The organism is Xanthomonas sp. NCPPB 1128, assembly GCF_001043115.1.
In the GTDB taxonomy this organism is placed as follows: Bacteria; Pseudomonadota; Gammaproteobacteria; order Xanthomonadales; family Xanthomonadaceae; genus Xanthomonas_A.
The window spans coordinates 48,385-75,229 of the sequence record NZ_LFME01000026.1 but is presented as its reverse complement, the minus strand read 5'-3'; the positions used below and the strand labels follow the sequence as shown (position 1 = coordinate 75,229).

The window sequence follows — 26,845 nt, the reverse complement described above, 5'->3', positions numbered from 1 at the left end:
AAAGAACTTCGGGGCCGGCCTCAGCGCCTTTCCCTTTTTCGCCCCGACGTTTCCGTCCGAGTGAGCCGCCCATTATAGCGGGCTTTTTGTTTCCGTCAACACCTCATTTCGAGGTGGTTGACGCTGGCTCGTCTTCAAACCCGAAGGCTTTTCGTCGAACCGAGCCGCCCATCATAGCGGCTTTTTTCTTGCCGTCAACACCTTTTTGATCAGGTGGTTGACGCCGCTTCTTCGTCCAAACCCGTAGGCTTTTCCTCGAAGCGAGCCGGCCATATTAGCCGACTTTTTCACTTCGTCAACACCTTTTTGAAGAGGTTTTTGACGCCCTTGCTGCTTGCCGTGAAGGCGTTGCGTCAGGGGAGGGAAAGTATGGCCCCAAATCGCCCGCTTGGGAAGAGGGTGTGAAAACTTTTTTCACTCTCCCGTCGCGGAGACCCTGCCATCCCCGCCTGCCTGCCGCCCACGCTATTCAGTCGACACGGGTCGGCGTGCCTGGCGACTGTCTCTATATAGAGCGCAAGCAGCTATGCCCCACGTGCGCCCGATTGCCTTGCGTCAACCGGGCACGCGATCTCATGCGGCGATGAGCTGCACCCGGGCAAACGTGCGCTTGCCGACCTGCAGGACGCCCTCGAAGCCGGGGGCAAAGCTCTGCTGCGGATCCTCCACCACCTCGCCGGCCACGCGCACCGCCCGCTCCTTCAGCTTGCGGGTAGCCTCGGAATTGCTCGCCGTCAGGCCTGCCGCGGTCAGCAAGGCGGCGATGCGCAGCCCCTCCGCCGGCACCGCGACCTGCTGCAGCGGCAGCGCACTGGTGTCGCCCTGCCCGGTCACCACCGCATGCCAGCCGACAATGGCCTGCTCGGCAGCAGCAGCATCGTGGAAACGGGTGGTGAGTTCGCGCGCCAGGCGCAGCTTCACCTCGCGCGGATGCAGGCTGCCGGCCTGCACCTGCTGCTGCAGCGCCTGCGCCTCGTTCACGCCGATCTCGAAGGACAGCAGCTCGATCCAGCGCCACATCAGGTCATCGCCGATCTTCATGGTCTTGGTGACGATATCGATCGCCGGTTCGCTGATGCCGATGTAGTTGCCCAGCGACTTGGACATCTTGTTGACCCCGTCCAGGCCCTCCAGCAGTGGCATCGTCAGCACGATCTGCGCCGGCTGCCCGTAATGCTCCTGCAGGCCGCGGCCCATCAGCAGGTTGAACTTCTGGTCGGTGCCGCCCAGCTCGACGTCGGCCTTCAGCGCCACCGAATCGTAGCCCTGCACCAGCGGGTACAGGAACTCGTGGATGGCGATGGACTGCTGCGCGGCGTAGCGCTTGGCGAAGTCGTCGCGCTCGAGCATGCGCGCCACGGTGTGCTGGCCGGCCAGGCGGATCATGTCGGCCGCGCTCATCTGCCCGAACCATTCGGAGTTGAAGCGCACCTCGGTGCGCGTGCGGTCCAGCACCTTGAACACCTGCTCCTCGTAGGTGCGCGCATTGGCCAGCACGTCCTCGCGGGTCAGCGGCTTGCGGGTGACGTTCTTGCCGGTGGGGTCGCCGATCATCCCGGTGAAGTCGCCGATCAGGAAGATCACCTGGTGCCCCAGGTCCTGGAACTGGCGCATCTTGTTCAACAGCACGGTGTGGCCGATGTGCAGGTCCGGCGCCGTGGGATCGAAGCCGGCCTTGATCCGCAGCGGGCGGCCGCTGCGCAGGCGGGCCTCCAGTTCTTCACGCTTGAGGATTTCGTCGGCACCGCGGCCGATCAGGGCAAGGGACTCTTCGATCGTGGACAAAACAGGAACTCCGGCAAATGGCGTCAACAAACGTGAATGGCGTTAAGAGCGAGTTAACCGTGCAGCCAGGTGAAAATCCGAGCCGGCTCAATGGTTTGACGCGCTGTGGAACGATGTTTATGGTAGCCGAGTTTTGAGCTCGCGCTTCGGGCTCGTGAGGAAGCCTTGATGCCCAACAGTGATCAGGAACGCGCGCGCCGGCAGCGGTTCCAGCAACGCCTTCACGTTCTCCACGACACTGCGCTGCATCGCAAGTTGAAGGAACATCTTCCCGCCGGCCGCTGGACGCGCCGCCACTGGATCCACGCCAGCCTGTTCGCCACCATCGGCGCGATGGTCGCCACCATCGTCCCGGGCTTCTCCAACGCCATCGACGTGCCGCTGCAGACCACGCAGGCGACGCTGGCACTGCCGTTGCCGCCGATCTCGCTGGCGCAGCAACAGCTGGCCGCGAACACCGACAACTGGCAGGTGGTGCGGATCGAATCCGGGCAGACCCTGGGTTCGGTGTTCGAGCAGCTTGGCCTTCCGGCCACGGTGATGCAGCGGGTGCTCGACCATCCGGGCACCCACGACGCGCTGACCAAGCTGCGCCCGGGCACGGAGATCGGCTTCGACCTGGCCGACGGGGGCAGCCTGCGCGCCCTGCGCTTCGACCGCGATGCCACCCACCGGGTGGAACTGTCGCTGCTGGGCGAGGACATCAAGGAAAAGGTGATCGAGCGCGAGACCAGCACGCGCACCGTGGTCACCAGCGGCGAGATCACCAGTTCGCTGTATGTGGCCGCGCGCAAGGCCGGTCTGTCGCCGTCGGCGATCGCGACGATGACCGACGAGATCTTCAAGTACGACATCGACTTCGACAAGGACCTGCAGCCGGGCGACCGCTTCAGCGTGGTCATGGACGAGACCTGGCGCGAAGGCGAGCGCATCGACACCAGCAAGATCCTGGCGGCGACCTTCACCACCCGCGGCAAGACCTACAGCGGCTTCCGCTTCGAGCGCGGCGGCAAGCCGGCCGAGTATTTCGACGTGACCGGGCGGCCGCTGAAGAAGAGCTTCATCCGCATGCCGGTGTCCTATAGCCGCATCAGTTCCACCTTCGGCGCGCGCAAGCATCCGGTGCTGGGCACCATGCGCATGCACAAGGGCATCGACTACGCGGCGCCGACCGGCACCCCGATCATGGCCGCCGGCGATGCGCGGGTGCAGTTCGTCGGCACCCAACGCGGCTACGGCAATGTGGTGATCCTGGATCACGGCAAGGGCTACAGCACGCTGTACGGGCACATGTCGCGCTTCGGCGGGATCAAGGCCGGCCAGCGCATCAACCAAGGCACGGTGATCGGCTACGTCGGCATGACCGGCATGGCCACCGGTCCGCACCTGCACTACGAATTCCGCGTGGACGGGGTGCAGCGCAATCCGGCCTCGGTGACGATGCCGCCGCCGACGCCGCTGGCCGGCGCCGAGCTGGCCGCGTTCCGCGCGCAGACGTCGCCGGCGCTGGCGCGCATCCAGCGTGTGGAGAAGCTGATCTACGCCGATGCCGACGCGCCGGGGGCGAAGAAGAAGAAGGTCGTCGCCTCGTCCAAGGCCGCTGCCTCGCACGACGCCGGCTGAGCGCCGGCATTCGGTCGCGCCGCACCGCGCATTGACGGGCGGCGGCGCCTGGCCCACGCTGCGGCGCCGACCGCCGCCTGGTGTCTTGCATGCCCTCGCCTTCCGCCGTTCCCGACGACGCCCTGTTCCTGGGCCTGATGTCCGGCACCAGCGCCGACGGCATCGATGCCGCGCTGGTGCGCTTCGACCATGACGGACGCCCGCAGCTGCAACTGGGCCGCACCTATGCCTGGGCACCGCAGCAGCGCGCGGCGCTGATCGCGCTGGGCGAAGGCGGCGACATCGCCTCGCTGGACGCGCTGGGCCAGCTCGATGCCGAGGTCGCGATCGCCTTCGCCGAGGCCGCGCTGCGCCTGCTCGACGACGCCGGCGTGGCGCCGGGCGCGGTGCGCGCGATCGGCTCGCACGGGCAGACCGTGCGCCACCGCCCGCTGGCCGACCCCGCCTTCACCTGGCAGCTCGGCGACGGCAACCGCATCGCCGAGCTCACTGGCATCGCCACGGTCTGCGATTTCCGTCGCCGCGACGTCGCCGCCGGTGGTCACGGCGCGCCGCTGATGCCGGCCTTCCATGCGGCGATGCTGGGGGCGGCGCACGAAGACCGGGCCGTGCTCAACCTCGGCGGCATCGGCAACCTGACCCTGCTGCCGGCGCACGGCGCCGTGCGCGGCTTCGATACCGGACCGGCCAACGCGCTGCTCGATGCCTGGTGCCAGCGCCATCGCGGCCAGCCCTACGATGCCGGCGGCGCGTTTGCCGCCAGCGGTGAGGTGGACGCCGACCTGCTGCAGCGGCTGCTGGCCGACCCGTGGTTCGCGCTGCCGCCGCCCAAGAGCACCGGGCGCGAGCAATTCCACCTGCGCTGGCTGGAGGCCTGCCTGGACACGCCGGCGCCTGCGTCGGCCGCGGTGCAGGCGACGCTGCTGGAACTCACCGCAGCGACCGTTGCCGACGCGCTGCTCGCGCAGCAGCCGGCGACGCGGCAGCTGCTGGTGTGCGGTGGCGGCGTGCACAACCCGCTGTTGCTGGCGCGGCTGCAGGCGCGGCTGCCGGGCGTGCAGGTGCACTCGACCCAGGCGCAGGGCCTGGACCCGGACTACATCGAAGCGATGGGCTTCGCCTGGCTGGCACGGCAGACCCTGGCCGGGCTGCCGGGCAACCTGCCATCGGTCACCGGCGCGCGCGGGCCGCGCATCCTCGGTGCGATCCACCCCGCCTGAGCGACGCGTAGACGGTCAGAAACCACTGCCGGCCGGCAGCGCGCGCAAGGCCGCGATCGCCTCCGACAGCGCATCCACCTCACGGTGCTCGAACCCGCTGCGGACGTCGTGTTCGCTGGAAAACAGGCCCTGCTCGATCAGCGCCAGCACCGCCTGGCGCTGGGTCCAGCCGCGCGCGACGGCGATGCGGCGGATGCGTTCGAGCAGGAACGGGTCGATATCGCGCAACACAAGGTCGCTCATGCGGACTCCCGGACGGCGGCGCACACGTGCGCCGCCGTCCATCATCCCTGCCTGAGGACGCCCTTTCAATCGCTGGACGCGACCGCCTGTGGGGTCTGCTCGCGAATCCGCGGCCACAGCCAGGCCAGCAGTAGCAGGGTCGGGATCACGGTGAAGGCGCTGAGCACGAAGAAGGTGCTGTAGGAGGTGGCTTCGACGATGTAGCCGGAGACGCCGCCGACGAACTTGCCCGGCAGGTTGGCCAGCGACACCAGCAGCGCGTACTGGGTGGCGGTGAAGTTGCGGTCGGTCAGCGAGGACATGAAAGCGACCAACACGGTGCCGGCGAAGCCCTGGAACAGGTTGTCGGCGCTGAGCGCGGCGTAGAACGACCAGAGCTGGCCAGGATTGTGCGCCATCAGCAGGAACGCCAGGTTGGACAGCGCCACGCCCAGCGCGGCGACGAGCAACATACGCCGGAAGCCGAACGCCGCCACCGCCAGGCCGCCGGCAAAGGCGCCGGCAATCCCCATCCAGACCCCGAACAGCTTGGAGACGGTGGCGATGTCGGCCTTGTCGAAGCCCGAGTCCAGGTAGAACGGGCCGGACATGACCCCGATCACTTGGTCGGGGAACTTGAACAGGCCCACGAACAGCAGCAAGGCCAAACCCAGCGCCAGGCCGTTGCTGGAGAAGAAGCTGGAGATCGGCTGCCAGAACGCACCGACCACGTCGATCCTGCGCACCACGGTCGACGCCGGCACCTCCGGCTCGCGGCACACCAGGGTGGTGACGATCGGCAGCAGCATCAGCCCGGCCATGACCAGATAGGCCAACCTCCAGTTGCCGAACTGCGCCAGGTACAGCGCACCCGCGCCGGACAGGATCAGGCCGATGCGATAGCCGAAGGTGTAGGTCGCGGCGAGCGCAGCCTGCGCCGAGGGCGGCGCGATCTCGATGCGGTAGGCGTCCACCACCGAGTCCTGGGTGGCGCCGGCGAAGGAGGCGATCAGCACCCACAGCACCAATGCGCCCACGCTCAGTTCGGGGCGGGTGAACGCCAGCGCCACCAGCCCGACGGCCACGCCCAGCTGCGCGACCAGCAACCAGGAACGGCGCCGGCCGAGGAAGCCGAACAGCGGGAAACGGTAGCGATCCAGCAGCGGCGCCCACAGGAACTTGAGCAGGTAGAAGAAGCTGGCCAGGCTGATCAGGCCGATGCTGCCCAGGTCCAGGCCGACGTCGCGCAAGCGCGTGGACAGGGTCTGCGAGGCGATCAGCAGGAACGGCAGGCCGCTACCGAAGCCCAGCAGCGCCATCGTCGCCGCCGATGGCGTGGCGAAGGCGCGCTTGATCCCGGCCCAGCCCTTATAGGACACCGGCGCCGCGGAAGCACCGCCGCTCATTCGCGGTAGTCCACCGTGAACGGCGCATGGTCGGAGAAGCGCTGCGCGGTATAGATGGAACAGCCCTGCAGGCGCTCGCGCAGCGTCGGGGTAACGAACTGGTAGTCGATGCGCCAACCGACGTCGTTGGCGCGCGCCGCGCCGCGGTTGCTCCACCAGGTGTAGTCCTGGCCCTCCGGATGCAGCGCGCGGTAGGCGTCGACCCAGCCGCGGCCGCTGGCCGGGTCAGCGTCGTCGACACGGTCGGCGCACAGGCCGTTGAGCCAGTCGCGCTCGGCCGGCAGGCAACCGGAGTTCTTCTGGTTGGACTTCCAGTTCTTGATGTCCAGCGCCGAGCGCACGATGTTCCAGTCGCCGCACAGCACGTAGTCGCGGCCGCTGCGCAGCCACTCCACCAGGATCGGCCGCAGCCAGTCCATGACCTGGAACTTGTAGCCCTGGCGCAGCTCGCCGGAAGACCCGGAGGGAATGTAGAAGGAGACCACGCTCAGGTTGCCGAAGCGCGCCTCGATGTAGCGGCCTTCCTCGTCGAACTCGGGCCAGCCCAGCCCGGTGCGCACCTCGTCCGGGTCGCGCTTGCTGTAGATGGCCACGCCGCTGTAGCCCTTCTTGGTGCTGGCATCGCGGAACCAGACCCGGTAGCCGTCCGGCAGGAACGCCGGCCCGGCCAGCTGATGCTCCTGCGCCTTGGTCTCCTGCACGCACAGCACATCCGCCTGCTGGGTGGCGAACCACTCGAAAAAGCCCTTGGTGGCGGCCGATCGCAGGCCGTTGGCGTTGAAGCTGATGATGCGCATGGGTGGGGAGCCGGGATTTGGGATTGGGGATTAGTGATTCGTAAAAGCGTACCCCATGCGCGGACGCTGCATGGGCGTGACCGGCTATGCTTTCACAAATCCCGTCATCCCCAATCCCGAATCCCAGCCTTCCAATGACCGACTACCGGCAACGATTCCTGCAACTGGCCCTGGACGCGGAGGCGCTGCGCTTCGGCGAGTTCACGCTGAAGTCCGGGCGCCTCAGTCCGTATTTCTTCAATGCCGGGCGCTTCGACTCCGGTGCCAGCATGGCGCGGCTGGCGGCGTGCTACGCCGATGCGGCCGATGCCGCCGGGCTCGACTTCGATCTGTTGTTCGGCCCGGCCTACAAGGGCATTCCGCTGGCGACGGCGGTGGCGTGCGAGTACGCACGGCGCGGGCGCGACCTGCCGCTGGCGTTCAACCGCAAGGAAGCCAAGGCGCATGGCGAAGGCGGCAGCCTGATCGGCGCGCCGCTGGCCGGCCGCCGGGTGCTGATCGTGGACGACGTGATCACCGCCGGCACCGCGATCCGCGAGGCGTTGGGCATCATCCGCGCCGCCGGCGGCGAGCCGGCCGCGATCCTGGTCGCGCTGGACCGCCAGGAGATCGCCGCCGAGGATGATCGCCGCTCGGCGGCGCAGGCGGTGGCCGCAGAGGCCGGCGTTCCTGTGGTCTCGGTCGCGCATCTGGGCGACCTGCTTGCATTCATCGACGGAAACGCAGACCTTGTCGGCTTCCGCGAACCGTTGCTGGCCTACCGGGCCCGCTACGGTTGCGCTTCGTCTGGCTGACAGCAGGGGGCTGCCACGATGCCGATCCGACCACGCAATCGCGTCCTGCCGGCCGTGCTGGCGCTGCTGGCCTTGCCGGCCGCCGCGCAACAGGCGTCGGCACCGTCCAAGAAGCTGTATTGCTGGAACCAGGGCGGCCAACGCACCTGCAGCGATGCGCTGCCGCCGGAAGCGGTCAACCAGGCACGCGACGAGTTCAACGCCACCAGCGGCATACGCAGCGCCGCCGTCGGGCGTGCGCTGAACGCCGAGGATCGCGCGGCGGCTGCCGCCGACGCCGCGCAGCAGCGCGCCGACCAGGCCGCACTGGAGACGCGCAAGCGCACCGACCAGGCGATGCTGCTGTCGTACCAGACCGAGGACGAACTGCGCCGGGTGTTCGCCGAGCGCATCGGCATCGTCGACAACAACATCAACACCGCCCGCTACAACGTCGACAGCCTGCGCCAGGGCCTGGTCGGCCTGCTCTCCAGCGCCGGCGCGCGCGAGCTGACCGGGCAGAGCGTGCCGGCCAAGACCGCCGACGACGTGCAGCAGCGGCACCGCGCCTTGCTGTGGCAACTGCGCATGCAGAAGAACTTCGAGCAGCAACGGCTCGGCCTGGATCAGGAAATCGAGGACGTGCTGCAGCGCTATCGCGCCGCCAGAGGCAACGGCCCGGCGCCGGCCGCGACCACCGCCGGCGGCTGAGCCGCCGCGCGGCCCGGCGCCCGCATCAGGCCGGGCGCGCGGCGCTTCCTCAGAAGCTTGGCGCCAGGCCCGGCAGCACCGCCTGCAGTTGGGCGCGGAACAGTGCCTTGATCCGTTCCAGCGCCACCGTGTTGTCGGCCTCGAAACGCAGCACCAGTACCGGGGTGGTGTTGGAGGCGCGCACCAGCCCCCAGCCGTCCGGGAAATCGGCGCGCAGGCCGTCGATGGTCAGCAGCCGCGCGCCGGCGAACGGCGAGCCGTCCTGCTGCGCCTGGGTGACCAGGTCGGCGACCAGCGCGTGGGCGTCCTGCCCGTCCACCGGCAGCTTGATCTCCGGCGTGGCCACGCTGTCGGGCAGTTCGGCCAGCACGTCCGATGGCGATTCCTCGCGCTGGGCGAGGATTTCCAGCAGCCGCGCCGCCGCGTACAGGCCGTCGTCGAACCCGTACCAGCGCTCCTTGAAGAAGAAGTGGCCGCTCATCTCGCCGGCCAGTTCGGCGTCGGTCTCGCGCATCTTCGCCTTGATCAGCGAATGCCCGGTCTTCCACACCAGCGGGCTGCCGCCGTTGCGCAGCACGTAGTCGGACAGCTTGCCGGTGCACTTGACGTCGTAGATCACCAACGCGCCGGGATTGCGTTGCAGCACGTCGGCGGCGAACAGCATCAGCAGGCGGTCCGGGTAGATCACCGTACCGTCCTTGGTGACCACGCCGAGGCGGTCGGCGTCGCCGTCGAAGGCCACGCCCAGGTCGGCGTCGAAGCGCCGCACGGTCTGCACCAGGTCCTCCAGGTTGCGCGGCTCGCTGGGGTCGGGATGGTGGTTGGGGAAGGTGCCGTCGACGTCGCAATACAGCGGCACGACCTCGGCGCCGATCGCCTCCAGCAGCCGCGGCGCCAGTTCGCCGCCGACGCCGTTGCCGGCATCGGCCACGACCTTGAGCGGGCGGTCCAGTTGCACGTCGTCGGCGATGCGCTGGATGTAGTCGTCGCCGACGTCGCGCTGCTGCAGCCGGCCCGGTTCGTCGGCGGTGGGCAGGCGGCCGGCGCTGATCCGCGCATGCAGGTCGGCGATGGCGGCGCCGGACAGGGTCTCGCCGCCGACCACGATCTTGAAGCCGTTGTAGTCGGCCGGGTTGTGGCTGCCGGTCACCGCCACGCAGCTGCCGGCGCGCAGGTGGTACGCGGCGAAGTACACCACCGGGGTCGGCGCCAGGCCGATGTCGGTGACATGGCAGCCGGCGCGGCGCAGGCCTTCGATCAGCGCCGCCGACAATTCCGGCCCGGACAGGCGGCCATCGCGGCCGACCACCACCTCGTTGAGTCCCTGCTCCTGCATCACCGCGCCAATCGCCTGGCCGATCAACGCCGCGACCTGCGGGCTGAGGTCGCGGCCGACCACGCCGCGGATGTCGTAGGCGCGGAAGATCTCCGGTGCCACCGTGAATGCCGGCACCGGCTTGGCCGGCGCGGCCTCCTCGGCGGCGGACGGCGGCGGCGGCGGGGGTGGCTCCTGGCGTTGCAGGCTCTGCTGCAAGGTGTCTTCTTCGGCGGCGGCCGCGCCCGCACGGCGCACCCGCGGTTGCGGCAGGCGCCCGCGCGCGGCCAGCAACAGCAGCCCGCCCAGCACCGCGCACAGGCCGGCGACCAGCAGACAGGGCAGTGCGCCCAGGCCCAGCGGACCGGCTTCGGTATCCGGCAGCGAGGCGACCATGCGCAGGCCGCTGTCGCCGACCGGGCGCGACATCGCGTCGGCGCGGTCGTGCAGCGCATTGTCGCCGGCGGCGATCACGTCGTAGCTGCCCTGGCGCAGGGCCAGGTAGCCGGTGCCCGGCACCGACGCCTGCGCGACCGGGTCGGTCAGCAGCGTCAGCGGCAGGCGCAGGTAGACTACCCCGGCGCTGCCGCCCAGCGACACCGGCGCAGCCAGGCCCAGGCGCGGGCCGCCGCCATCGCGGATCACCGCACTGGCGAGCTTGCCGGTCATCAGCGCCTTCTCCAGCAGCGCCAGGCGGCCGTAGCCGAAGTGCGCCGCATCGGCGTAGCCCGGCTCCAGATCGGCTGGCAACACCTGTGCGTCCTCGGCCTGCGCCCAGTCCGTACGCAGGGCCTGGGCGGCGGCCGCGGCGTCGCCGCGGCTCAGCGCCGCTTGCACGGCCGGCTGCTGCAGGCGCTCGGACAGGCGTTTGCCCACGCCCGCCAGCGCCTGCTGGGTCTGCGTTACCGCGTCATCGCGCGCCTGCTCCAGCGTGGCGGCGGCCTGCTCGGCGCGCCATTGCTCGACCCCGCTCCAGCCGAACCAGACCACCAACAGCACCAGCAGCACCGTCAGCAGAGGCGCCACCTTGCGCAAACCCTGCGGCACCGGCCGCACTTGTGTTGCCTCGCTCATGCAGACGATCCCCTGTCAGCGCACTCCGGTATGGCCGAATCCACCCGTTCCCCTGGCGCTGTCGGCGAAAGTATCCACCACCTGCAGGGCGACGCGCACGATCGGCATCACCACCAGTTGCGCGATGCGATCGCCGGGGGCGATGGTGAAGTCCTCGCGGCCGCGGTTCCAGACGCTGATCAGCAGCGGCCCCTGGTAGTCGGCGTCGATCAGGCCGGTGCCGTTGCCGAGCACGATGCCGTGGCGGTGGCCCAGGCCCGAGCGCGGCAGCACCACCGCGCACAGCTGCGGATCGGCGATGTAGATGGACAGGCCGCTGGGGATCAGCGCGGTGTCGCCGGGCGCCAGGGTCAGCGGCGCCTCGGTGGCCGCGCGCAGGTCGAGCCCGGCGCTGGCTTCGGTGGCGTAGTCGGGCAGCGGCCAGCTGTCGCCGAAGCGCGGATCCAGCAGCTTCACCTGCAGCGGATGGGGCGTGGGAGTGCTCATGCGTGCAGCCTCTGCGCGATCAGGTCCAGCAGTTGTTCGGCCAGCTGCGTCTTGGAGACCGCCGGGAAGTCGCGTTCGCCATCCTGCCAATAGGCGGTGGCCGCGTTCTGGTCGCTCTCGAAGCCGTTGCCGGCCACCCCCACCCGGTTGGCCACGATCAGGTCCAGGTGCTTGTCGGCGAGTTTGCCACGGGCATAGCGCTCGATGTCGTGGGTCTCGGCGGCGAAACCGACCACCAGCTTCAGCGCCTGGGTCTGCGCGGCGACCTCGGCCAGGATGTCCGGGGTCCGGGTCAGCTCCAGGGTCAGGGTCTCCCCGCTCTTCTTGATCTTCTGCGCGGCCACCTGTTTTGGCGTGTAATCGGCGACCGCGGCGGTGCCGATGTAGATATCCGCCGGCAACGCGCCGAGTACCGCCTCGCGCATCTGCGCGGCCGAGCGCACGTCGATGCGCTGCACGCCGTCGGGCGTAGACAAATGCACAGGGCCGCTGACCAGCACCACCTCGGCGCCCAGCCGTGCGGCGGCGGCGGCCAGCGCGTAGCCCATCTTGCCGCTGCTGCGGTTGCCCAGGTAGCGCACCGGATCCAGATCTTCGTAGGTGGGGCCGGCGCTGATCAGCAGGCGCAGGCCGCGCAGGGCGCCGGCGGTGCCAGTACCGGAACGCGATGGGACGGCGGTGGCGGCGGCTGGCGTGGCCGACGCGGCGCCCTGGTCCGCACGCCCAGCGAGCGCGGCGGCGATCTGCTCGGGCTCGGCCAGGCGGCCAGGGCCGGACTCGCCTTCGGCCAGCGGACCGTCGTTCGGGCCGACCACCTGTGCGCCGCGCGCGCGCAGGGTGGCGATGTTGGCCTGGGTGGCCGGGTGCAGCCACATGCGGTGGTTCATCGCCGGGCACACCGTCAACGGTGCGGTGCTGGCCAGGCACAGCGTGCCCACCAGGTCGTCGGCCAGCCCGTGCGCCAAACGCGCCAGCAGGTCGGCGGTGGCCGGCGCCACCACCACCTGCTCGGCCCAGCGGGCCAGTTCTAGGTGGCCCATCGCCTGCTCGGCCCCGCTGTCCCATAGCGTGGTGCGGGTGAGATGACCGGACAGCGCCTGGAAGCTCAGCGGGGTGACGAACTGCTGCGCGCCGGCGGTCATCGCCACCTGCACCTCGGCGCCGGCGTCACGCAGGCGCCGCACCAGTTCCAGCGCCTTGTAGGCGGCGATTCCCCCGCCGACGCACAACAGCACACGTCGCCCCTGCAGGGGCCTCTCGAAAATCGGGGTCACGTCGGGAATGTCCTACCCATACAAGGACGATTAGCTTACCCGATGGTTTTTGGCGGCCTGATACCGTTGCGCCATGTCGGCCGGCACCCTGGCGATATGCACATCTCCGACTGGCCCTGCGAAGAACGTCCCCGGGAAAAGCTGCTGGCACGCGGTCCCCGGGCCCTTTCCGACGCCGAACTGCTGGCGATCTTTCTCGGCTCCGGCCTGCCCGGCAGCGACGCGGTGCGCACCTCGCGCGACCTGCTGCAGCGGCACGGGCCATTGCGCACGCTGCTGGACCGAACGCCTGGCGACCTGGTGCGCCTGCCCGGGTTGGGACCGGCACGCGCCTGCCAGCTGTCGGCGGCGCTGGAACTGGGCCAGCGCCACCTGGCCGCGGAACTGCAGCGCGGCGACACCCTCAGCAACCCGGTCGCCGCCGGCCGCTACTTCGCGCAACGCCTGCGGTCGCGTCCATACGAAGTGTTCGCCGCGCTGTTCCTGGATACCCGGCACCGCTGGCTGGCCTTCGAGGAACTGTTCCAGGGCACCGTGGACGGTGCCGAGGTGCATCCGCGCGAGGTGGTCCGACGGGCGCTCACGCTCAATGCCGCCGCGGTGATCATCGGCCACAACCACCCGTCCGGGAACCCGGAGCCCTCGCCTGCCGACCGCGCGGTCACCGAGCGGCTGAAACAGGCGCTGGACCTGATCGACGTGCGCCTGCTCGACCACTTCATCGTCGGCGACGGCGTGCCGGTCTCGATGGCCTCGCGCGGCTGGGCCTGAATCGAGGCGGGTGACTGGCCGCGCCATGCCTGGGGTGGTGCGGCTCCCGGCGAGGCCGGCCATGATCCACCCAGGCCGGCAGCGGATCCAGGGCGCGCTCGCACGGCGGTCGCCGCGTCACGGCTGAGGTCGGGCTGAACCCGGGACGGGCCGGGAGGCGGCGGGTCGGGTAAAATCGCCGGTTCCGCGCTTCAAGCAGAGATCTCGTGAAATCCCAACTCCGCGCCCTGATCGGTCAAGGCATCGAAGCCTTGCGCGCCAATGGCACCCTGCCGGCCGACACCCTGCCGCCGGACTTCGTGGTCGAGCGGCCCAAGACCCGCGAGCACGGCGACTTCGCCACCACCGCGGCGATGCTGCTGGCCAAGGCCGCGCGCACCAATCCGCGTGCCCTCGCCCAGCAGCTGGTGGACGCGCTGCCGGCCAACGACGATGTCAGCAAGGTCGAGATCGCCGGCCCCGGCTTCATCAATTTCCATCTCGGTCCCGGCGCCTACCAGCGCGAGGTGCTGGCCGTGCTCAAGCAGGGCGAGGACTACGGCCGCAGCCTGGTCGGCAATGGCCGTACCGTGGGCGTGGAGTACGTCTCGGCCAACCCGACCGGGCCGCTGCACGTCGGCCACGGCCGCGCCGCGGCCATCGGCGACTGCCTGGCGCGCCTGCTCGAGGCCAACGGCTGGAACGCCAAGCGCGAGTTCTACTACAACGACGGCGGCAACCAGATCGAGAACCTGGCCCGCTCGGTGCAGGCGCGCGCCCAGGGCAAGACCCCGGACAGCCCCGACTGGCCGGAGGAAGGCTACCGCGGCGACTACATCCAGGACGTGGCCGACGCCTACATGGCCGGCGCCGCGGTCGACCTGGAAGGCCACGTGGTCACCGGCGCCAAGGACCCGCAGGACCTGGACGCGATCCGCCGCTTCGCCGTGGCCTATCTGCGCAACGAGCAAAACCACGACCTGGCCGCGTTCGGCGTGGATTTCGACATCTACTTCCTGGAAAGCTCGCTGTACCGCGACGGCAAGGTCGAGGAGGCGGTGCAGAAGCTGGTCGCCTCCGGCCATACCTACGAAGAGGGCGGCGCGCTGTGGCTGAAATCCACCGATTTCGGCGACGACAAGGACCGCGTGATGCGCAAGTCCGACGGCAGCTACACCTATTTCGTCCCGGACGTGGCCTACCACCTGAGCAAGTGGCAGCGCGGCTACGTGCGCGCCATCACCGAGCTGGGCGCCGACCACCACGGCTCGCTGGCGCGCGTGCGCGCCGGCCTGCAGGCGATGGACCTGGGCATCCCCAAGGGCTGGCCGGAGTACGTGCTGCACCAGATGGTCACGGTGATGCGCGGCGGCGAGGAAGTGAAGCTGTCCAAGCGCGCCGGCAGCTACCTGACCCTGCGCGACCTGATCGAGGAAGCCGGCCGCGACGCCACGCGCTGGTTCCTGATCGCGCGCAAGCCCGATTCGCAGCTCACCTTCGACATCGACCTGGCACGTCAGCAGAGCAATGACAACCCGGTGTTCTACGTGCAGTATGCGCATGCCCGCGTGTGCAGCCTGCTGCGTCAGGCGCAGGAGAAGAAGCTGGACTACGACCAGGCCGACGGCCAGGCGCAGCTGAACCGGCTGAACGACGCGACCTCGCTGGAGCTGATGCAGGAACTCTCGCGCTACCCGGAAGTGGTGGAGAATGCGGGGCATGCACTGGAGCCGCATCTGATCGCGCAATACCTGCGCGAACTGGCCACGGCCTTCCACACCTGGTACCACGGCACCCCGGTGCTGGTGGACGACGCCGGCGAACGCAACGCCAAGCTGACCCTGGCGGTGGCGGCGCAGCAGGTCCTGGCAAACGGTCTGAATCTCCTGGGCGTCTCGGCCCCGGAAAAAATGTGAGTGGAGAAGCGGTAAATGGCAGCACGACGCGGTAAGACACAGGCCCGGCGCAACACCGGCAACGGCACGCCCGGATGGGTGTGGCTGATCGCCGGCGCGGCGATCGCCGCGGTGGTGTTCCTCGGCGCGCCGGGCCTGTTCAAGAAGGATGGCGACTTCCTGCGCGTGGGCGGCCCGCGCGCCAATCCGGATGCGCAACCGGCGCCGGTGGCCGATGCCGACGTCGACGCGGCCCCGGATCTGCCCAAGCCCGCCGCCAACGCGGCCGGCAGTACCAAGCCGGAGGCGAAGAAGGACGCGCAGACCCAGTACGACTTCTACACCCTGCTGCCCGGCAAGGAAGTGCAGATGTCCGACGCCGAACTGGCTGCCAGCGCGCGCGCCGAGGCGGTTCGCCAGGCCAAGGCGCAGGCTGCCGCAGGTGCGACGGCCGCCGCGACCGGGACCACCCCGGCAGCGGCCACTGCCGCGCCGGCGGCGACCGCGGCCAATCCGACACCGCTGCCGGAAACACCGAGCGTGGCGGCCAGCACCGCGGCCACGCCAGCCGCCGCCAAGCCGGCAACCGCCACGGCAACGCCGGCCGCGACCACCGCACCGGCGGCTGCCGCCGCGACCGCGGCGCCCGACACCGCGCGCTACATCCTGCAGGCCGGCTCGTTCGGTGCCTCCGGCGACGCCGAGTCGACCAAGGCCAAGCTGGCGATGCTCGGCCTGACGGCACGCGTGGAATCGGCGCAGATCAGCGGCAAGACCGTCTACCGCGTGCGCATGGGCCCCTACGGCACCGCCAGCGAGCTGGCCGAGGCCAAGCAGAAGTTGAACGGCAGCGGGCTGTCGGCGATCGCGATCAAGGCGCAGTAGAGCCGGGATTCGGGAATGGGAGAAGCGGCCTCCATGCCATTGGCACCTTCGCGTGCGTGCATGCGCTGTCGCCGCTGACATTGAGCCACGCCGGCTTGATATGGCGCTGCAGTTCAATGGCAGCGGCCTGCCAGCCGCTGCGAACAAGGCGTAGTAGGCAGGTCATCGGGAATGCGCGCGTGAGCGCTCCCCTTCCGCGCGACACGCGGGCTTGGTAGGCGCTTCAGAACAGCGAGCTGTCGCGCGGCACTCGTACGCAATCGAGCGCTTGCACCGACTCCCCCGCGGGGACATGGCCCTGTCGACGCGCGCGACCGCGCTTTGCTTTTACCATTCCCGATTCCCCACTCCCCATTCCCGGCCCCCAATGACCCAGACTGCCCTGATCACCGGCGCCACCTCCGGTTTTGGCGCTGCCGCCGTGCGCCGCTTCGTCGATGCCGGCTGGCGCGTGATCGCCACCGGCCGCCGCGCCGAGCGCCTGCAGCCGCTGCTGGACGCCTTCGGCGCCGAGCGCGTGCACATCGCCGCATTCGACATCCGCGACACCGGCGCCCTGGACGCGATGCTGGCGGCGCTGCCGGAGGCGTTCCGCGGCATCGACCTGCTGGTGAACAACGCCGGCCTGGCCCAGGGCACCGCGCCGGCGCAGGCCGCGCAACTGGACGACTGGCGCACGATGATCGACACCAACATCACCGCGCTGGTGACGCTGACCCATCGCCTGCTGCCGACGCTGATCCAGCGTCGCGGCGCGATCATCAACATCAGTTCGGTCGCCGCGCTGTACCCCTACCCGGGCGGCAACACCTACGGCGGCACCAAGGCGTTCGTCAGCCAGTTCTCGCTGGGCCTGCGCTCGGATCTGCATGGCACCGGCGTGCGCGTCACCGCGATCGAACCGGGCATGGCCGAGACCGAGTTCACCCTGGTCCGCACCCATGGCGACCAGAAGGCCTCGGACACGCTCTACCAGGGCGCGCAGCCGATGACCGCCGAGGACATCGCCGAACAGATCTTCTGGGTGGCGACGCTGCCGCCGCATCTGAACATCAATCGGCTGGAAATCATGCCGGTGACGCAGTCCTTCGCCGGCTTCCAGGTCGCGCGGCAACCGGCCTGACGGGCCGCGGAGCCGCCACGCGCGGCCCCACCACGTTCTTCCTCGTGCGCACCTGCGCAGCGAAGGCGCTCTGCCGCCCATGCGGCAAAGACGGGCGCCTATCGCGCGGCGACTGGCGATTCCGACAACTTCTTAACGAAATGATATAACATCACTTCAATGGAGCCGCGTTCATGCATCGGACCGCGCACCACCGCTCGCCCGCAGTCCCGCCGCTGCCGCCAGTCTCCCTCCCCTTGTCTGCAGACACCATGAAGACCTACACCCACGCCCTCGCCGTGCTGGCCGGGCTCGCGGCCGGTGACGGCGCCGCGCAGACGTCGACCGACACCACCACCACCCTCGGTACGGTGGAAGCGCGGCGCCACAGCGCCGCCTCGCTGTCCACCCGCAACATCCTCAGTTCGGTCGACGTGCTCGGCAGCGAGCAAATCAGCGACAAGCAGGTCATGAACAGCTGGGAGCTGCTCGGGCAGATGCCCGGCATGCAGCTCACCGAAACCCGGCAGGGTGCCGAATCCGGCAAGGTCACCTTCCGCGCCTTCAACGGCGAGGGCTACATCAACGGCATCAAGGTGCTGATCGACGGCGTGCCGAGCAACGTCAACAGCGGCAACCAGCGCTTCATCGACATGATCTTCCCGCTGGAGATCGCTTACATCGAGGTGGTGCGCGGCACCAACGACCCGCGTTACGGCCTGCACAACATCGGCGGCAATTTCAATATCGCCACCCGACAGGGCGGCAACTACCAGGACCTGCGGCTGAGCTATGGCAGCTTCGCCACGCGCGAACTGCAGTATGCCGCCGGCCATGAGGCCGATGGCCTGGCGCAGAACTACTTCGTCGGCGCGCAGGCCGCGCACGGCTATCGTGCGCACGACAGCTCGCGCAAGTACACGCTCGGCGGCAAGTGGTTCTATGGCGAAGAGGACGATGCCGCGCGCATCGGCCTGATCGCCCGGCTCTACCACCACGGAGCCGACGAACCGGGCTTCCTCACCGCCGCGCAACTGGCCGAGGACCGCGAGCAGTCGCCGCCGAAGAACGCCAACGACGGCGACGACCGCGACATGCGCCAGGCCAGCGTGCACGCCGACTTCAAGCTCGGCGACGGCCTGCAGCTGCGCAACACGCTGTACTTCAACCGCTATGAGGACGACCGCCACGTCACCTTCACCAGCTACCCGCTCGGCAACGCACCGCGGCAACGCCGGCAATGGGACGAAACCCAGACCGGCCTGCTCAGCACCGTCAGCTGGCAGGCCAGCGATTTGCTGAGCGTGGAAGGCGGCTTCAACGCCGAGCACCAGGACAACCGCTACCGGCGTTCGCGCTACGCCTACAGCATACCGACCGATTTCGACCGTGCCCCGGCGCGCGTGCAGAACGACGACCGCTACAGCCTGGACAACCTCGGCCTGTACCTGCAGGCGGTGCTGCAGCCGACCGATGCGCTGAAGATCGTCCCCGCGTTCCGCGCCGATCGCTTCTCCGGCGAGACCGCACTGCCCGGCGGCGTGCATGCGCCGCTGCAGCGCTACGGCTGGATCGACCAGCCCAAGCTCAGCGTGATCTACGCGCTGACCCAACGGCTGAGCGTCTATGCGAACTGGGGCCGCACCTTCCAGATCCTCACCGGCTCGACCGCGCCGGCCTACCTGACGCCCGGGCAGAGTACGTTCCGGCCCTCGATCAATACCGGCAAGGAGCTGGGCCTGAAACTGCAGCCGGTGGCCGGCACCGAAGCGCGCGTGGCGGTCTGGCGCCAGGACGCCACCGACGAAGTGGCCAACATGCCCAGCACCGGCACCACGGTCGGCCTCGGCCAGACCCGCCGGCAGGGCGTGGACCTGCAACTGAGCACGCAACTGGGCGAGCGCTGGACGCTGTGGCTGTCGCACGCGATCCAGGAAGCCAAAGTGGTCAGCGCCTTCACCGCGACCGGCGAATCGCTGCGCGGGCGCGAGGTGTTCTCCACCCCGCGCTACATCAGCAACGCCGGCCTCGATTACCGGCCCGACGCGCGCTGGAAGTTGGGGCTGCAGGCGCGCGCGCAGGGCGACTATTACATCGACGAACGCAATACCCAGGGCAAGTACGGTGGCTTCCGCGTGGTCGATGCCAGCGTGCGCTACCAGCTCAGCCCGCGCGCGAGCCTCGACCTGCAGGTGAAGAACCTCACCGACGCCCGCTACGCCTACGTCTGGTACGACAATTTCTTCTGGGGCGGCAACGACCAGCCGATGTTCTCGCCAGCGCCCGGGCGCTCGGCCTACCTCGGGTTCGAACTGCGGCTGTAGGGCCCCTCGCGTCACCTGCATCCGCCACGGTTTGCTGCGTAGGAGCGGCTTCAGCCGCGACGGGCTTCACCGGGAACGCCCCTGTCGCGGCTGAAGCCGCTCCTACGGGACACGTCCCCGGGGAGATGAGAGGTGCCCTGTCACGGTTTTGCCTGGCCAAGGACGACCGTAAGTCGCCGGACGCGGCGTCCGCCGCGCTGTGCTACGGTTCCAGACGTCGCCAGCCTTCGCGCAAGCCTCCCGCTCGTTCACAGGAGTGCTTTGCGATGACCTCGTCCGCTTCTTTCGACCTCGTCGTCTTCCGTTTCCGGGAGACGCCGCGATGACCGACTTCGTCACCGACGCAGCGCAGTTGCAGGACTGCGTGGGCCGCCTGCCCGGCCCGCGCGACATGAAGGTGATCGACCACCTGGACGCGCATGCGCTGCGCTGGCTGGCCGCCAGCCCCCTGCTGTTCGCTGGCGTCGCCGGCCAGCGCCTGGCGCTGAGCGCAGGCAGCGGCGCGCCCGGCTTCGCACGCGGCGACACCCCGCACCTGCTGTCGCTCCCGCTGCAGGCGCTGGACGCGGCCGACACGCACGTCGGCGCGGGTTTCGGTTCGCTGTTCCTGGTGCCCGGCCTCGGCGAAACGCTGCGGATCAATGGCCGCATCGCCGGCGACGACGGCACGCGCGTGTTCGTCGCCGTCGAGGAATGCTATCTGCACTGCGCCAAGGCGCTGCTCCGCGCCGACTGGTGGCACGCGGAGACACAGACCGACGCCACGGCGCCGGAGACGCCAGAAGGATTGCTCGCCAGCTGCCGGCTGCTGATCCTGGCCACCGCCGATGCCGAGGGCCGCGTCGATGTCAGCCCGCGCGGCGATCGCGCCGGGGCCTTGCTGCAAGCCCACCGCGACGCCTGGTGGTTCGCCGACCGGCCGGGCAATCGCCGTGTCGACAGCCTGGGCAATCTGTTGGCGCGGCCGCAGCTCGCGCTGCTGGCACTGCGCCCCGGCAGCGCGCGCTGCGTGCGCATCGAAGGGCTCGCCCGCCCCAGCACCGACGAGGCGATCCGCAACGCGCTCGCCGTCGATGGACGCGTTCCGCATCTGGCGGTGCGGGTGCTGCCGGCGGTGCTCGACGACATGCACAGCCCTGCGCTGGGTCGCTTCGACCGTTGGCCGCCCGCCGCCACCGCACACGACCTGGACCCGCCGGCGATCTTCCGCGACCACGTCCGGCTCAGCGGCGCGCGTGGTGCCCAGGCCGCGCTGCTGCGCGCGGCGGTCTCGGTGCCCGGCGTGGTGCGCAAAGGGCTGCAGGCCGACTACAAGAAAAACATGTACTGAGCAGGCGACGCCGCCGGCTCACCCGGCTCACCCGGCTGCGTCGGTCACGCCGGGTGCGCTGAGGTGATGCACGGCATAGCGCCGTGCATCGTCGTCTGCCGGCGGCAAGTCGCGCCACAGGCGAAAGCGCAGCCGCGTCCATCCCTGCGGTTCGTAGCCGTGCACCGTGGCCAGCACGCGTTGGTCAGGCGCGTGCATGTCGTCAGTGTCGTTTCCGCAGGCAGCCGATGCTGCCGGAAGCGCGCGGGTGGCGTAGCGCGCCGTGCGCAGCGCCGCGGACGTCCACGCAGTGTCGACCATCCACGCCTGCACCGCCGGACGGCCGAAGGCATCGCACAGCGCAGCGAACGCGGGACCGGCAAGGAACGCGTGCATCGCCGCAGCATCGCGCCAGAGATAGAACGGCGCATACAGGTTCTGTTCGCCGGGCAGGACCGGATCGGCGCGATCGGCGACCAGATAGGCCTTGAACTGCAGCCCGGGCAGCGTGTCGAGCAATGGTCCTTTGGCGGCGATGCGGCGGCGGACGATGGCCATGTCGTAGTCCGCCGGCAACGCGATGCTGTACTGCATGGCGATCATGCCGGCACTCCACGGGCCACGACGCCGGCGCGGCCGCCGCCGAAGGACCAGTCCTGCGCGGCGGTGGTGACGATGGTGACCATCACGTCCTCCGGTGGAATTCCCGGGGCGATCGCCAGCAGTTCGACCAGGCGCCGATAGAACGCCTGCTTGCAGGCGGCGCTGCGTTCGCGGCCGGCGGTGATGGCGACCAGCACGAAGCGATCCGAGCGCGGTCCGCCCAGGTAGTGGCGGTCGAACACCAGTTCGTCCGGGTCGTGCTGATGGATGACCTGGAAGCAGTCGCCGGCCGGCACCTCGAAGGCCTCGTGCAGGGCCTGGTAGAGGCTGGCCGACAGCGCGCGCAGGTAGGCGGGCGGGTGGCCGCGCAGCAGCGAGATGCGGGCGTACGGCATCAGCACGTCTCCGGCATGGCCGGCCGCGCCGCGGCGGCGGTGCGCAGCAAAGGCAGCGCGGACGCCGCGCATGGCCAACCGGCGTAGAACGCCAGGTGGGTGATGGCTTCGGCCAGCGTGTCGCGGTCCAGGCCGTTGTCCAGCGCGCGAGCCAGGTGCAGCGGCAACTGCTCCAGGCGATACAGCGCCACCAGCGCCGCCACCGTGACCAGGCTGCGTTCGCGCAGCGACAGCCCGGGGCGCTGCCACACCTCGGCGAACAGCACCTCGTCGGTCAGGCGGGCGAAGGCCGGCGCGATGTCGCCGAACGCGGCCTGCGGGGAAGGGAACGGCATGCCAGGGTCGGACATCGGAGGTCTCGCTGTGGGAACGGGCACAGCGTAGGCGCGCAGGACCTTGCGAAAAATCGGAAAATATCGAAATGACCATCCGGAAAAACAGGATCGACAGATGCGCCCGGTGACCTTCGATCTCGATGCGCTGCGCAGCTTCGTCGCCGGCGTGGAACTGGGCAGCTTCGCAAGGGCCGCCGACCGCCGCGGGCGCTCCACCTCGGCGATCAGCGCGCAGTTGAAGAAGCTGGAGGAACAGGCCGGGCAGCCGGTGCTGCGCCGCCAGGGCCGCGGCCTGGCCCTGACCGAGGCCGGCGAAGCCTTGCTGGGCTACGCGCGGCGGCTGCTCGAACTCAACGACGAGGCGGTCGTGGCGCTGCAGGACACGGCGCTGCAGGGCTGGGTACGGCTGGGGCTGCAGGAGGACTTCGGCGAACACATGCTGCCCGACGTGCTGGGACGCTTCGCCCGCGCCCATCCGCAGGTGCGGATCGAAGCGCGCATCGCCCGCCACCAGGAACTGCTGGCGCGGGTCGAGGCTGGGCAACTGGACCTGGCCCTGGCCTGGGAGTCCGGCGCGGCCTCGGTGCATCGGCAGGCGCAAGCGGCGTGGCCGCTGCGCTGGATCGCCGCAGGCGAGCGCAGCAACGCGCCCACGACAGCCACCTGGAGCGGCGAAGCGCCGCTGCCGCTGGTGATGCTGGAAGCGCCCTGCCTGCTGCGCACCGCCGCGACCACCGCACTGGACCGCGCCGGCATCCCATGGCGCATCGCCTTCACCAGCGCCAGTCTCGGCGGCGTGTGGGCGGCCGTGCGTGCCGGATTGGGCATCACCCTGCGCACATCCGCCGGCGTGCCGGACGGGCTGACCCTGCTGGCGCCGGGCGCCGGCGGCCTGCCGACGCTGCCCGCGCTGGGACTGAGCCTGCATCGCGCGGTTGCCACGCCGCCGCCGGCGGTGGCACGGCTGGCCGAGATCCTGCAACAGCGCCTGCAGGCGGCGCATGCAGCGCTGGCCCGGGATGGGGAGGTGTTCCGAGGCTGATTTGCCGCCCTTGCAGGGCACCCTCCTGGCGATCAGGACGCCGCCGGCGAACATGTTGACGCCGCCGCTGGTCGCGGTCTTAAAGGATTGCCATCGCGCTTCACCAGGACGTGCCGCGCGGATCGGAAACCGTGCGTTCAACCATGCGCGGTCGCGACAGCCGCGGCGCCGCGCCGCTCGCGCAGGCGCAAAACGGCCGCTCCACCGCGTAGTGCAGGACAGCCGCGAACAGCAGCGCCATGCCGGCATAGGCGGCGAAGGCGAGCGGCCCGCGCCCGTCCAGCAACCCACCGAACCAGGCCTGGGTCAGATGGAACGCGGCCTTGTGGCTCAGGTACAGGCTGTAGGACACCGCGGCCAGCCAGGCGGCGCCGGGCACCCGGCAACGCCCCAGCCAGCCCTGGGTGGAGGCGCCAGCGCCGACCAGCAGCGCCAGGCCCAGCGACAGCACCGGCCAGCCGATCGCATTGCCGAGCAGGCCGGTGCGATCGCGGAACAGCCACATCGCCAGCGCACAGACCACGATGCCGGCAAGCGCCACGACGCTGGCGTGGCACTGCAGCCGCTGCCAGTGCTGCGGCCGGAAGGTCTTCAGCACTGCCGACGCCACGCCGGCCAGCAGGCCGTCCAGGCGGTTCCAGGTGGGGTAGTAGAGATCCTCGATGAACCAGTTGCGCTGCAGCCCGGTGCCGATACGATCCAGCGCGCTGTCGTGCAGCCAGATCGCACAGCGCAGGGCGATGCCGGCCAGCACCACGGCCACGCACAGCGCCACGAAACGCGGCGCCGACGGCCGCCGCAGCATCCACGCCGCCAGCAGCGGGAACACGAGGTAGAAGTGTTCTTCCACGCACAGCGACCAGGCATGCGAGAACGCCTGCTGGTTGGCGTAGTCGATGCCCAGGTTGAGGGTGAAGCTGGCGAACAGCCACCACGGCGCGATCCCGGGCGCTTCGCGGAACCCGGGCCAGGCCAGGTACAACGCCAGCACCACCGCGTAGGCCGGCAGGATGCGGTAGGCGCGGCGCCGGTAGAAATCGCCGTAGCGCAGCGGCTCGCCGCGCGCCAGCGGCGCCAGCACCTGGCCGCCGATCAGGAAGCCGCTGAGCACGAAGAACAGATCCACGCCCATCCAGCCGTAGCGCGACAGCCACTCCCAGTCCGGTCCGAGCCCACCGACCACGAAGGAATGGAACAGCATCACCCAGACGATGGCGATGGCGCGCAGCAGGTCGAGGCCGGGATAGCGCATCGCAGAAGGTGGCGGTGGGGAGGGTGCAGCTTACTGGCTACGTTGCCGGTTGCGGCAGCAGCCGTTCACTGGCGTCCGTGCGATCGCGCCTAGAAGACGCAGCTGCGGCGTCAGGCGGCCAACCCAGGATTGCGTGCACGAGCCTACCTCACGCCAACCCCTCTCCCGAGGGGAGAGGGGCTTTAGCGGGTCGCGCGCGCTGTCAGCTCAGCGGTTCGTCCGACAGGTAGGTGTAGCCGGTCAGGCCGGCCTCGAGCGCATCGGCCAGTTCCGTCGCCTGCGCGGCCGGCAACTGCGCGGCGGCCACGCGTTCGGCGTAGGCGGCACGCAGGTCGTCCAGGCGGTAGCCGACGTAGTCCAGCATCACGTCGGTGGTATCGCCGCGGCGCTGCTGGGCGATGCGGTAGCCGTCGCCGGCCACCGCCACTTCGACCGCGTCGGTGTCGCCGAACAGATTGTGGATGTCGCCCAAAATTTCCTGGTACGCGCCGACCAGGAAGAAGCCGATGCGATAGCTTTCGCCCGGACGCAGCGCGTGCAGCGGCAGCGAGCTGTCCAGGCTTTCGTTCTCGACATAGGTCTTGACCATGCCGTCGGAATCGCAGGTCATGTCGCAGACCACGCCGCGCCGCACCGGCGCCTCGTTCAGGCGCTCGATCGGCACGATCGGGAACACCTGGTCGATCGCCCATACGTCGGGAATCGACTCGAACACGCTGAAGTTGACGAAGTACTTGTCAACCAGGCGCTCGTTGAGTTCGTCCAGCACCGGACGGTGGCTCTTTTCCTCATGGCTCAGCCGCGCCCGCACGCCATGGGCGATGGCATAGAACAGGTCGTCGATGCGCGCGCGGTGGGTCAGGTCGATCTGGCCCAGGGCGTAGCCGCTGAGGCCTTCGGCGTGGAAATGCTGCGCTTCCTGGAACAGTTCCACCGCCGGGCGCTGGTCCAGTTCGGCGTGGATCTCGCGCAGGTGACGGATCGCCGCCGGCTCGTCGTCGTGCGCGTCCGGCACGCGGCCTTCCGGCGCTTGCTCCACCTCGGACACGTTGGCGATCAACACGGCGTGGTGCGCGGTCATCGCGCGCCCGCACTCGGTGACGATGCGTGGCGGCGCCAGGCCGTGCTCCTCGCAGGCGCTGGCCAGCGGCTGCACGATGTTGCTGGCGTAGGAATGCAGGCCATAGTTGATCGAGCAATAGCTGCGCGAACGGGTGCCTTCGTAGTCGCTGCCCAGGCCACCGCCGACGTCGACGTGGCTGATCCTGGCGCCCAGCTTGGACAGCTCGACGAAGTAGCGGGTGGCCTCGCGCATGCCGTTGGCGATGTCGCGCACGTTGGAGATCTGCGAGCCCATGTGGAAGTGCAGCAGGTTCAGCGCGTCGGCGTACTCGGTGTCGCGCAGGGTCTTCCACAGGTCCAGCACCTGCCGCGGCGACAGCCCGAACTTGGCCTTGTCGCCGCCGCTGTTCTGCCACTTGCCCGCGCCCAGCGAGGCCAGGCCGATGCGCACGCCCAGGCCCGGCTTCACGTCCAGCGCGCGCGCCTCCTCCAGCACCAGCTTCAGCTCCGACGGCTTCTCGATGACGATGAAGGTCTGCAGGCCGAGCTTGCGCCCGATCAGCGCCAGGCGGATGTACTCGCGGTCCTTGTAGCCGTTGCACACGATCAGCCCGCCCGGCCGCGACAGCGCCAGCACCGCCATCAGTTCCGGCTTGCTGCCGGCCTCCAGGCCGAAGCCCTCGCCCTGGTGGCTGGCCAGGGTGCCGGCCACGCCACGATGCTGGTTGACCTTGATCGGGTACACCGCGGTATAGCCGCCGGCGTAGTCCCAGTCGGCCTGGGCCTGGGCGAAGGCGGCCTGCAACTTGCCCAGGCGCTCGCCGAGGATGTCGGGGAAGCGCACCAGCATCGGCAGCTTGGCGCCGGCTGCGCGCGCGGCGTCCACCACCTCCGGCAGCGCGATCGCCACGCCATCGGCGCCCTGCGGCCGCACCACCAGCCGGCCGGCCGCGTCCACGTCGAAGTACCCGTCGGCCCAGTGCGGGATCGAGTAGGTCTTGCGGGCTTGGTCGAGGGACCAATCGCTCATCGTGGCGGCTCGGCTGACGGAAAAAGGGCGTGGATTGTAACCCCTGCTACGCGTGGGGTCCGTTACAATCCGCGCCGTTCCGACGCCCTCGGCTCCGGGTGGAGCCGGGCCGGGTTCGCGGGTGCATGGTGCGGGCTGGATGCGCAGAGCTGTGTCCGCCCCTCATCCGGAGAGG

At 69.7% G+C, this 26,845-nt stretch carries 23 protein-coding genes; 11 read left to right on the top strand and 12 right to left on the bottom strand.

All coding sequences use genetic code 11. The features are described 5' to 3' along the window. Positions 1-573 precede the first annotated feature (573 nt). Positions 574-1,785 carry a tyrosine--tRNA ligase gene (gene tyrS, locus ACP93_RS15535; protein WP_048491573.1) on the bottom strand — a complete coding sequence of 404 codons (1,212 nt, stop codon included), beginning with the start codon at positions 1,783-1,785 and terminating at the stop codon, positions 574-576. 168 nt (positions 1,786-1,953) lie between these two features. On the opposite strand from tyrS, the gene ACP93_RS15530 reads away from it, so the two are divergent. After that, positions 1,954-3,408, top strand: a complete 1,455-nt coding sequence (locus ACP93_RS15530; protein WP_048491572.1) for a peptidoglycan DD-metalloendopeptidase family protein — start codon at positions 1,954-1,956, stop codon at positions 3,406-3,408. A gap of 89 nt (positions 3,409-3,497) precedes the next feature. After that, a complete protein-coding gene (locus ACP93_RS15525; RefSeq protein WP_048491571.1) occupies positions 3,498-4,628 on the top strand; it encodes an anhydro-N-acetylmuramic acid kinase in 1,131 nt (376 codons plus the stop codon). A 15-nt stretch (positions 4,629-4,643) separates the two neighbouring features. Here ACP93_RS15525 and ACP93_RS15520 read toward each other — a convergent pair whose 3' ends face one another. The 3 genes from ACP93_RS15520 to ACP93_RS15510 all read right to left on the bottom strand — a co-directional run bounded on the left by ACP93_RS15520 (position 4,644) and on the right by ACP93_RS15510 (position 7,053). Next, positions 4,644-4,871 (bottom strand): hypothetical protein, encoded by a 228-nt coding sequence (locus ACP93_RS15520; protein ID WP_026143529.1) that lies wholly within the window; start codon positions 4,869-4,871, stop codon positions 4,644-4,646. Positions 4,872-4,936: 65 nt separating this feature from the next. Then, complete coding sequence (locus ACP93_RS15515; RefSeq protein WP_048491570.1) at positions 4,937-6,256, bottom strand: AmpG family muropeptide MFS transporter; 1,320 nt, start codon at positions 6,254-6,256, stop codon at positions 4,937-4,939. After that, the gene (locus ACP93_RS15510; protein ID WP_048491569.1) at positions 6,253-7,053 is read right to left on the bottom strand and encodes an exodeoxyribonuclease III; all 801 of its coding nucleotides are present in this window, start codon (positions 7,051-7,053) and stop codon (positions 6,253-6,255) included. Before ACP93_RS15510 ends, ACP93_RS15515 begins: the two co-directional genes overlap by 4 nt. A 134-nt stretch (positions 7,054-7,187) precedes the next feature. Here ACP93_RS15510 and pyrE point away from each other — a divergent pair, with 134 nt between their 5' ends. After that, positions 7,188-7,847: an orotate phosphoribosyltransferase gene (pyrE, locus tag ACP93_RS15505; RefSeq protein WP_048491568.1), complete on the top strand. Its 660-nt coding sequence runs from the start codon at positions 7,188-7,190 to the stop codon at positions 7,845-7,847. A gap of 18 nt (positions 7,848-7,865) precedes the next feature. Beyond that, complete coding sequence (locus ACP93_RS15500) at positions 7,866-8,537, top strand: hypothetical protein (protein ID WP_048491567.1); 672 nt, start codon at positions 7,866-7,868, stop codon at positions 8,535-8,537. 49 nt (positions 8,538-8,586) lie between these two features. On the opposite strand, the gene ACP93_RS15495 is transcribed toward ACP93_RS15500, so the two are convergent. The 3 genes from ACP93_RS15495 to coaBC are packed head-to-tail and all read right to left on the bottom strand — an operon-like array spanning position 8,587 to position 12,686. After that, positions 8,587-10,926 carry a phosphomannomutase/phosphoglucomutase gene (locus ACP93_RS15495; RefSeq protein WP_048491566.1) on the bottom strand — a complete coding sequence of 780 codons (2,340 nt, stop codon included), beginning with the start codon at positions 10,924-10,926 and terminating at the stop codon, positions 8,587-8,589. Between the two features lie 15 nt (positions 10,927-10,941). Next, the gene (gene dut / locus ACP93_RS15490) at positions 10,942-11,412 is read right to left on the bottom strand and encodes a dUTP diphosphatase (protein WP_048491565.1); all 471 of its coding nucleotides are present in this window, start codon (positions 11,410-11,412) and stop codon (positions 10,942-10,944) included. Beyond that, on the bottom strand, positions 11,409-12,686 hold the full coding sequence (gene coaBC, locus ACP93_RS15485; RefSeq protein WP_204243701.1) for a bifunctional phosphopantothenoylcysteine decarboxylase/phosphopantothenate--cysteine ligase CoaBC: 1,278 nt from the start codon (positions 12,684-12,686) through the stop codon (positions 11,409-11,411). The genes dut and coaBC overlap by 4 nt, the downstream gene beginning before the upstream one ends. A 96-nt stretch (positions 12,687-12,782) precedes the next feature. Between coaBC and radC the strand changes: the two genes are divergently transcribed. The 6 genes from radC to ACP93_RS15455 all read left to right on the top strand — a co-directional run bounded on the left by radC (position 12,783) and on the right by ACP93_RS15455 (position 20,972). Further along, the gene (gene radC, locus ACP93_RS15480; RefSeq protein WP_048491563.1) at positions 12,783-13,457 is read left to right on the top strand and encodes a RadC family protein; all 675 of its coding nucleotides are present in this window, start codon (positions 12,783-12,785) and stop codon (positions 13,455-13,457) included. A 206-nt stretch (positions 13,458-13,663) separates the two neighbouring features. Then, a complete protein-coding gene (gene argS, locus ACP93_RS15475) occupies positions 13,664-15,352 on the top strand; it encodes an arginine--tRNA ligase (RefSeq protein WP_048491562.1) in 1,689 nt (562 codons plus the stop codon). Between the two features lie 15 nt (positions 15,353-15,367). Beyond that, the gene (locus tag ACP93_RS15470; RefSeq protein WP_048491561.1) at positions 15,368-16,216 is read left to right on the top strand and encodes an SPOR domain-containing protein; all 849 of its coding nucleotides are present in this window, start codon (positions 15,368-15,370) and stop codon (positions 16,214-16,216) included. Between the two features lie 367 nt (positions 16,217-16,583). Further along, entirely contained in the window at positions 16,584-17,339 is a 756-nt protein-coding gene (locus ACP93_RS15465) for an SDR family NAD(P)-dependent oxidoreductase (protein WP_048491560.1), read from the top strand. Between the two features lie 251 nt (positions 17,340-17,590). Beyond that, entirely contained in the window at positions 17,591-19,642 is a 2,052-nt protein-coding gene (locus tag ACP93_RS15460; protein WP_048491559.1) for a TonB-dependent receptor, read from the top strand. A gap of 322 nt (positions 19,643-19,964) precedes the next feature. Next, entirely contained in the window at positions 19,965-20,972 is a 1,008-nt protein-coding gene (locus ACP93_RS15455) for a pyridoxamine 5'-phosphate oxidase family protein (RefSeq protein WP_048491558.1), read from the top strand. A gap of 27 nt (positions 20,973-20,999) precedes the next feature. Here the strand turns inward: ACP93_RS15455 and ACP93_RS15450 are convergent, their stop codons facing one another. The 3 genes from ACP93_RS15450 to ACP93_RS15440 are packed head-to-tail and all read right to left on the bottom strand — an operon-like array spanning position 21,000 to position 22,299. Further along, positions 21,000-21,554 carry a DUF4865 family protein gene (locus tag ACP93_RS15450; RefSeq protein WP_048491557.1) on the bottom strand — a complete coding sequence of 185 codons (555 nt, stop codon included), beginning with the start codon at positions 21,552-21,554 and terminating at the stop codon, positions 21,000-21,002. Next, entirely contained in the window at positions 21,551-21,949 is a 399-nt protein-coding gene (locus ACP93_RS15445; RefSeq protein WP_048491556.1) for a tautomerase family protein, read from the bottom strand. Before ACP93_RS15445 ends, ACP93_RS15450 begins: the two co-directional genes overlap by 4 nt. Next, positions 21,949-22,299, bottom strand: a complete 351-nt coding sequence (locus ACP93_RS15440) for a carboxymuconolactone decarboxylase family protein (protein WP_048491555.1) — start codon at positions 22,297-22,299, stop codon at positions 21,949-21,951. The genes ACP93_RS15445 and ACP93_RS15440 overlap by 1 nt, the downstream gene beginning before the upstream one ends. Positions 22,300-22,399: 100 nt before the next feature. Between ACP93_RS15440 and ACP93_RS15435 the strand changes: the two genes are divergently transcribed. Beyond that, complete coding sequence (locus ACP93_RS15435; protein ID WP_048491554.1) at positions 22,400-23,326, top strand: LysR substrate-binding domain-containing protein; 927 nt, start codon at positions 22,400-22,402, stop codon at positions 23,324-23,326. Positions 23,327-23,426: 100 nt separating this feature from the next. Here ACP93_RS15435 and ACP93_RS15430 read toward each other — a convergent pair whose 3' ends face one another. After that, the gene (locus tag ACP93_RS15430; RefSeq protein WP_228136067.1) at positions 23,427-24,578 is read right to left on the bottom strand and encodes an acyltransferase family protein; all 1,152 of its coding nucleotides are present in this window, start codon (positions 24,576-24,578) and stop codon (positions 23,427-23,429) included. Between the two features lie 202 nt (positions 24,579-24,780). Next, positions 24,781-26,670 (bottom strand): arginine decarboxylase, encoded by a 1,890-nt coding sequence (gene speA / locus ACP93_RS15425; protein WP_048491553.1) that lies wholly within the window; start codon positions 26,668-26,670, stop codon positions 24,781-24,783. Between the last annotated feature and the right edge of the window lie 175 nt (positions 26,671-26,845).

Excerpts from the sequence above, each read along its gene's own strand:
- ACP93_RS15435 (WP_048491554.1), top strand. The coding sequence starts at position 22,400 with ATGCGCCCGGTGACCTTCGATCTCGATGCGCTGCGCAGCTTCGTCGCC.
- ACP93_RS15455 (WP_048491558.1), top strand. The coding sequence starts at position 19,965 with ATGACCGACTTCGTCACCGACGCAGCGCAGTTGCAGGACTGCGTGGGC.
- ACP93_RS15500 (WP_048491567.1), top strand. The coding sequence starts at position 7,866 with ATGCCGATCCGACCACGCAATCGCGTCCTGCCGGCCGTGCTGGCGCTG.
- ACP93_RS15470 (WP_048491561.1), top strand. The coding sequence starts at position 15,368 with ATGGCAGCACGACGCGGTAAGACACAGGCCCGGCGCAACACCGGCAAC.
- ACP93_RS15445 (WP_048491556.1), bottom strand. The coding sequence starts at position 21,949 with ATGCCGTACGCCCGCATCTCGCTGCTGCGCGGCCACCCGCCCGCCTAC.
- ACP93_RS15525 (WP_048491571.1), top strand. The coding sequence starts at position 3,498 with ATGCCCTCGCCTTCCGCCGTTCCCGACGACGCCCTGTTCCTGGGCCTG.
- pyrE (WP_048491568.1), top strand. The coding sequence starts at position 7,188 with ATGACCGACTACCGGCAACGATTCCTGCAACTGGCCCTGGACGCGGAG.
- speA (WP_048491553.1), bottom strand. The coding sequence starts at position 26,670 with ATGAGCGATTGGTCCCTCGACCAAGCCCGCAAGACCTACTCGATCCCG.
- ACP93_RS15465 (WP_048491560.1), top strand. The coding sequence starts at position 16,584 with ATGACCCAGACTGCCCTGATCACCGGCGCCACCTCCGGTTTTGGCGCT.
- ACP93_RS15510 (WP_048491569.1), bottom strand. The coding sequence starts at position 7,053 with ATGCGCATCATCAGCTTCAACGCCAACGGCCTGCGATCGGCCGCCACC.
- dut (WP_048491565.1), bottom strand. The coding sequence starts at position 11,412 with ATGAGCACTCCCACGCCCCATCCGCTGCAGGTGAAGCTGCTGGATCCG.
- ACP93_RS15460 (WP_048491559.1), top strand. The coding sequence starts at position 17,591 with ATGAAGACCTACACCCACGCCCTCGCCGTGCTGGCCGGGCTCGCGGCC.
- ACP93_RS15430 (WP_228136067.1), bottom strand. The coding sequence starts at position 24,578 with ATGCGCTATCCCGGCCTCGACCTGCTGCGCGCCATCGCCATCGTCTGG.
- ACP93_RS15530 (WP_048491572.1), top strand. The coding sequence starts at position 1,954 with ATGCCCAACAGTGATCAGGAACGCGCGCGCCGGCAGCGGTTCCAGCAA.
- radC (WP_048491563.1), top strand. The coding sequence starts at position 12,783 with ATGCACATCTCCGACTGGCCCTGCGAAGAACGTCCCCGGGAAAAGCTG.
- ACP93_RS15440 (WP_048491555.1), bottom strand. The coding sequence starts at position 22,299 with ATGTCCGACCCTGGCATGCCGTTCCCTTCCCCGCAGGCCGCGTTCGGC.
- ACP93_RS15520 (WP_026143529.1), bottom strand. The coding sequence starts at position 4,871 with ATGAGCGACCTTGTGTTGCGCGATATCGACCCGTTCCTGCTCGAACGC.
- ACP93_RS15450 (WP_048491557.1), bottom strand. The coding sequence starts at position 21,554 with ATGATCGCCATGCAGTACAGCATCGCGTTGCCGGCGGACTACGACATG.
- ACP93_RS15495 (WP_048491566.1), bottom strand. The coding sequence starts at position 10,926 with ATGAGCGAGGCAACACAAGTGCGGCCGGTGCCGCAGGGTTTGCGCAAG.
- ACP93_RS15515 (WP_048491570.1), bottom strand. The coding sequence starts at position 6,256 with ATGAGCGGCGGTGCTTCCGCGGCGCCGGTGTCCTATAAGGGCTGGGCC.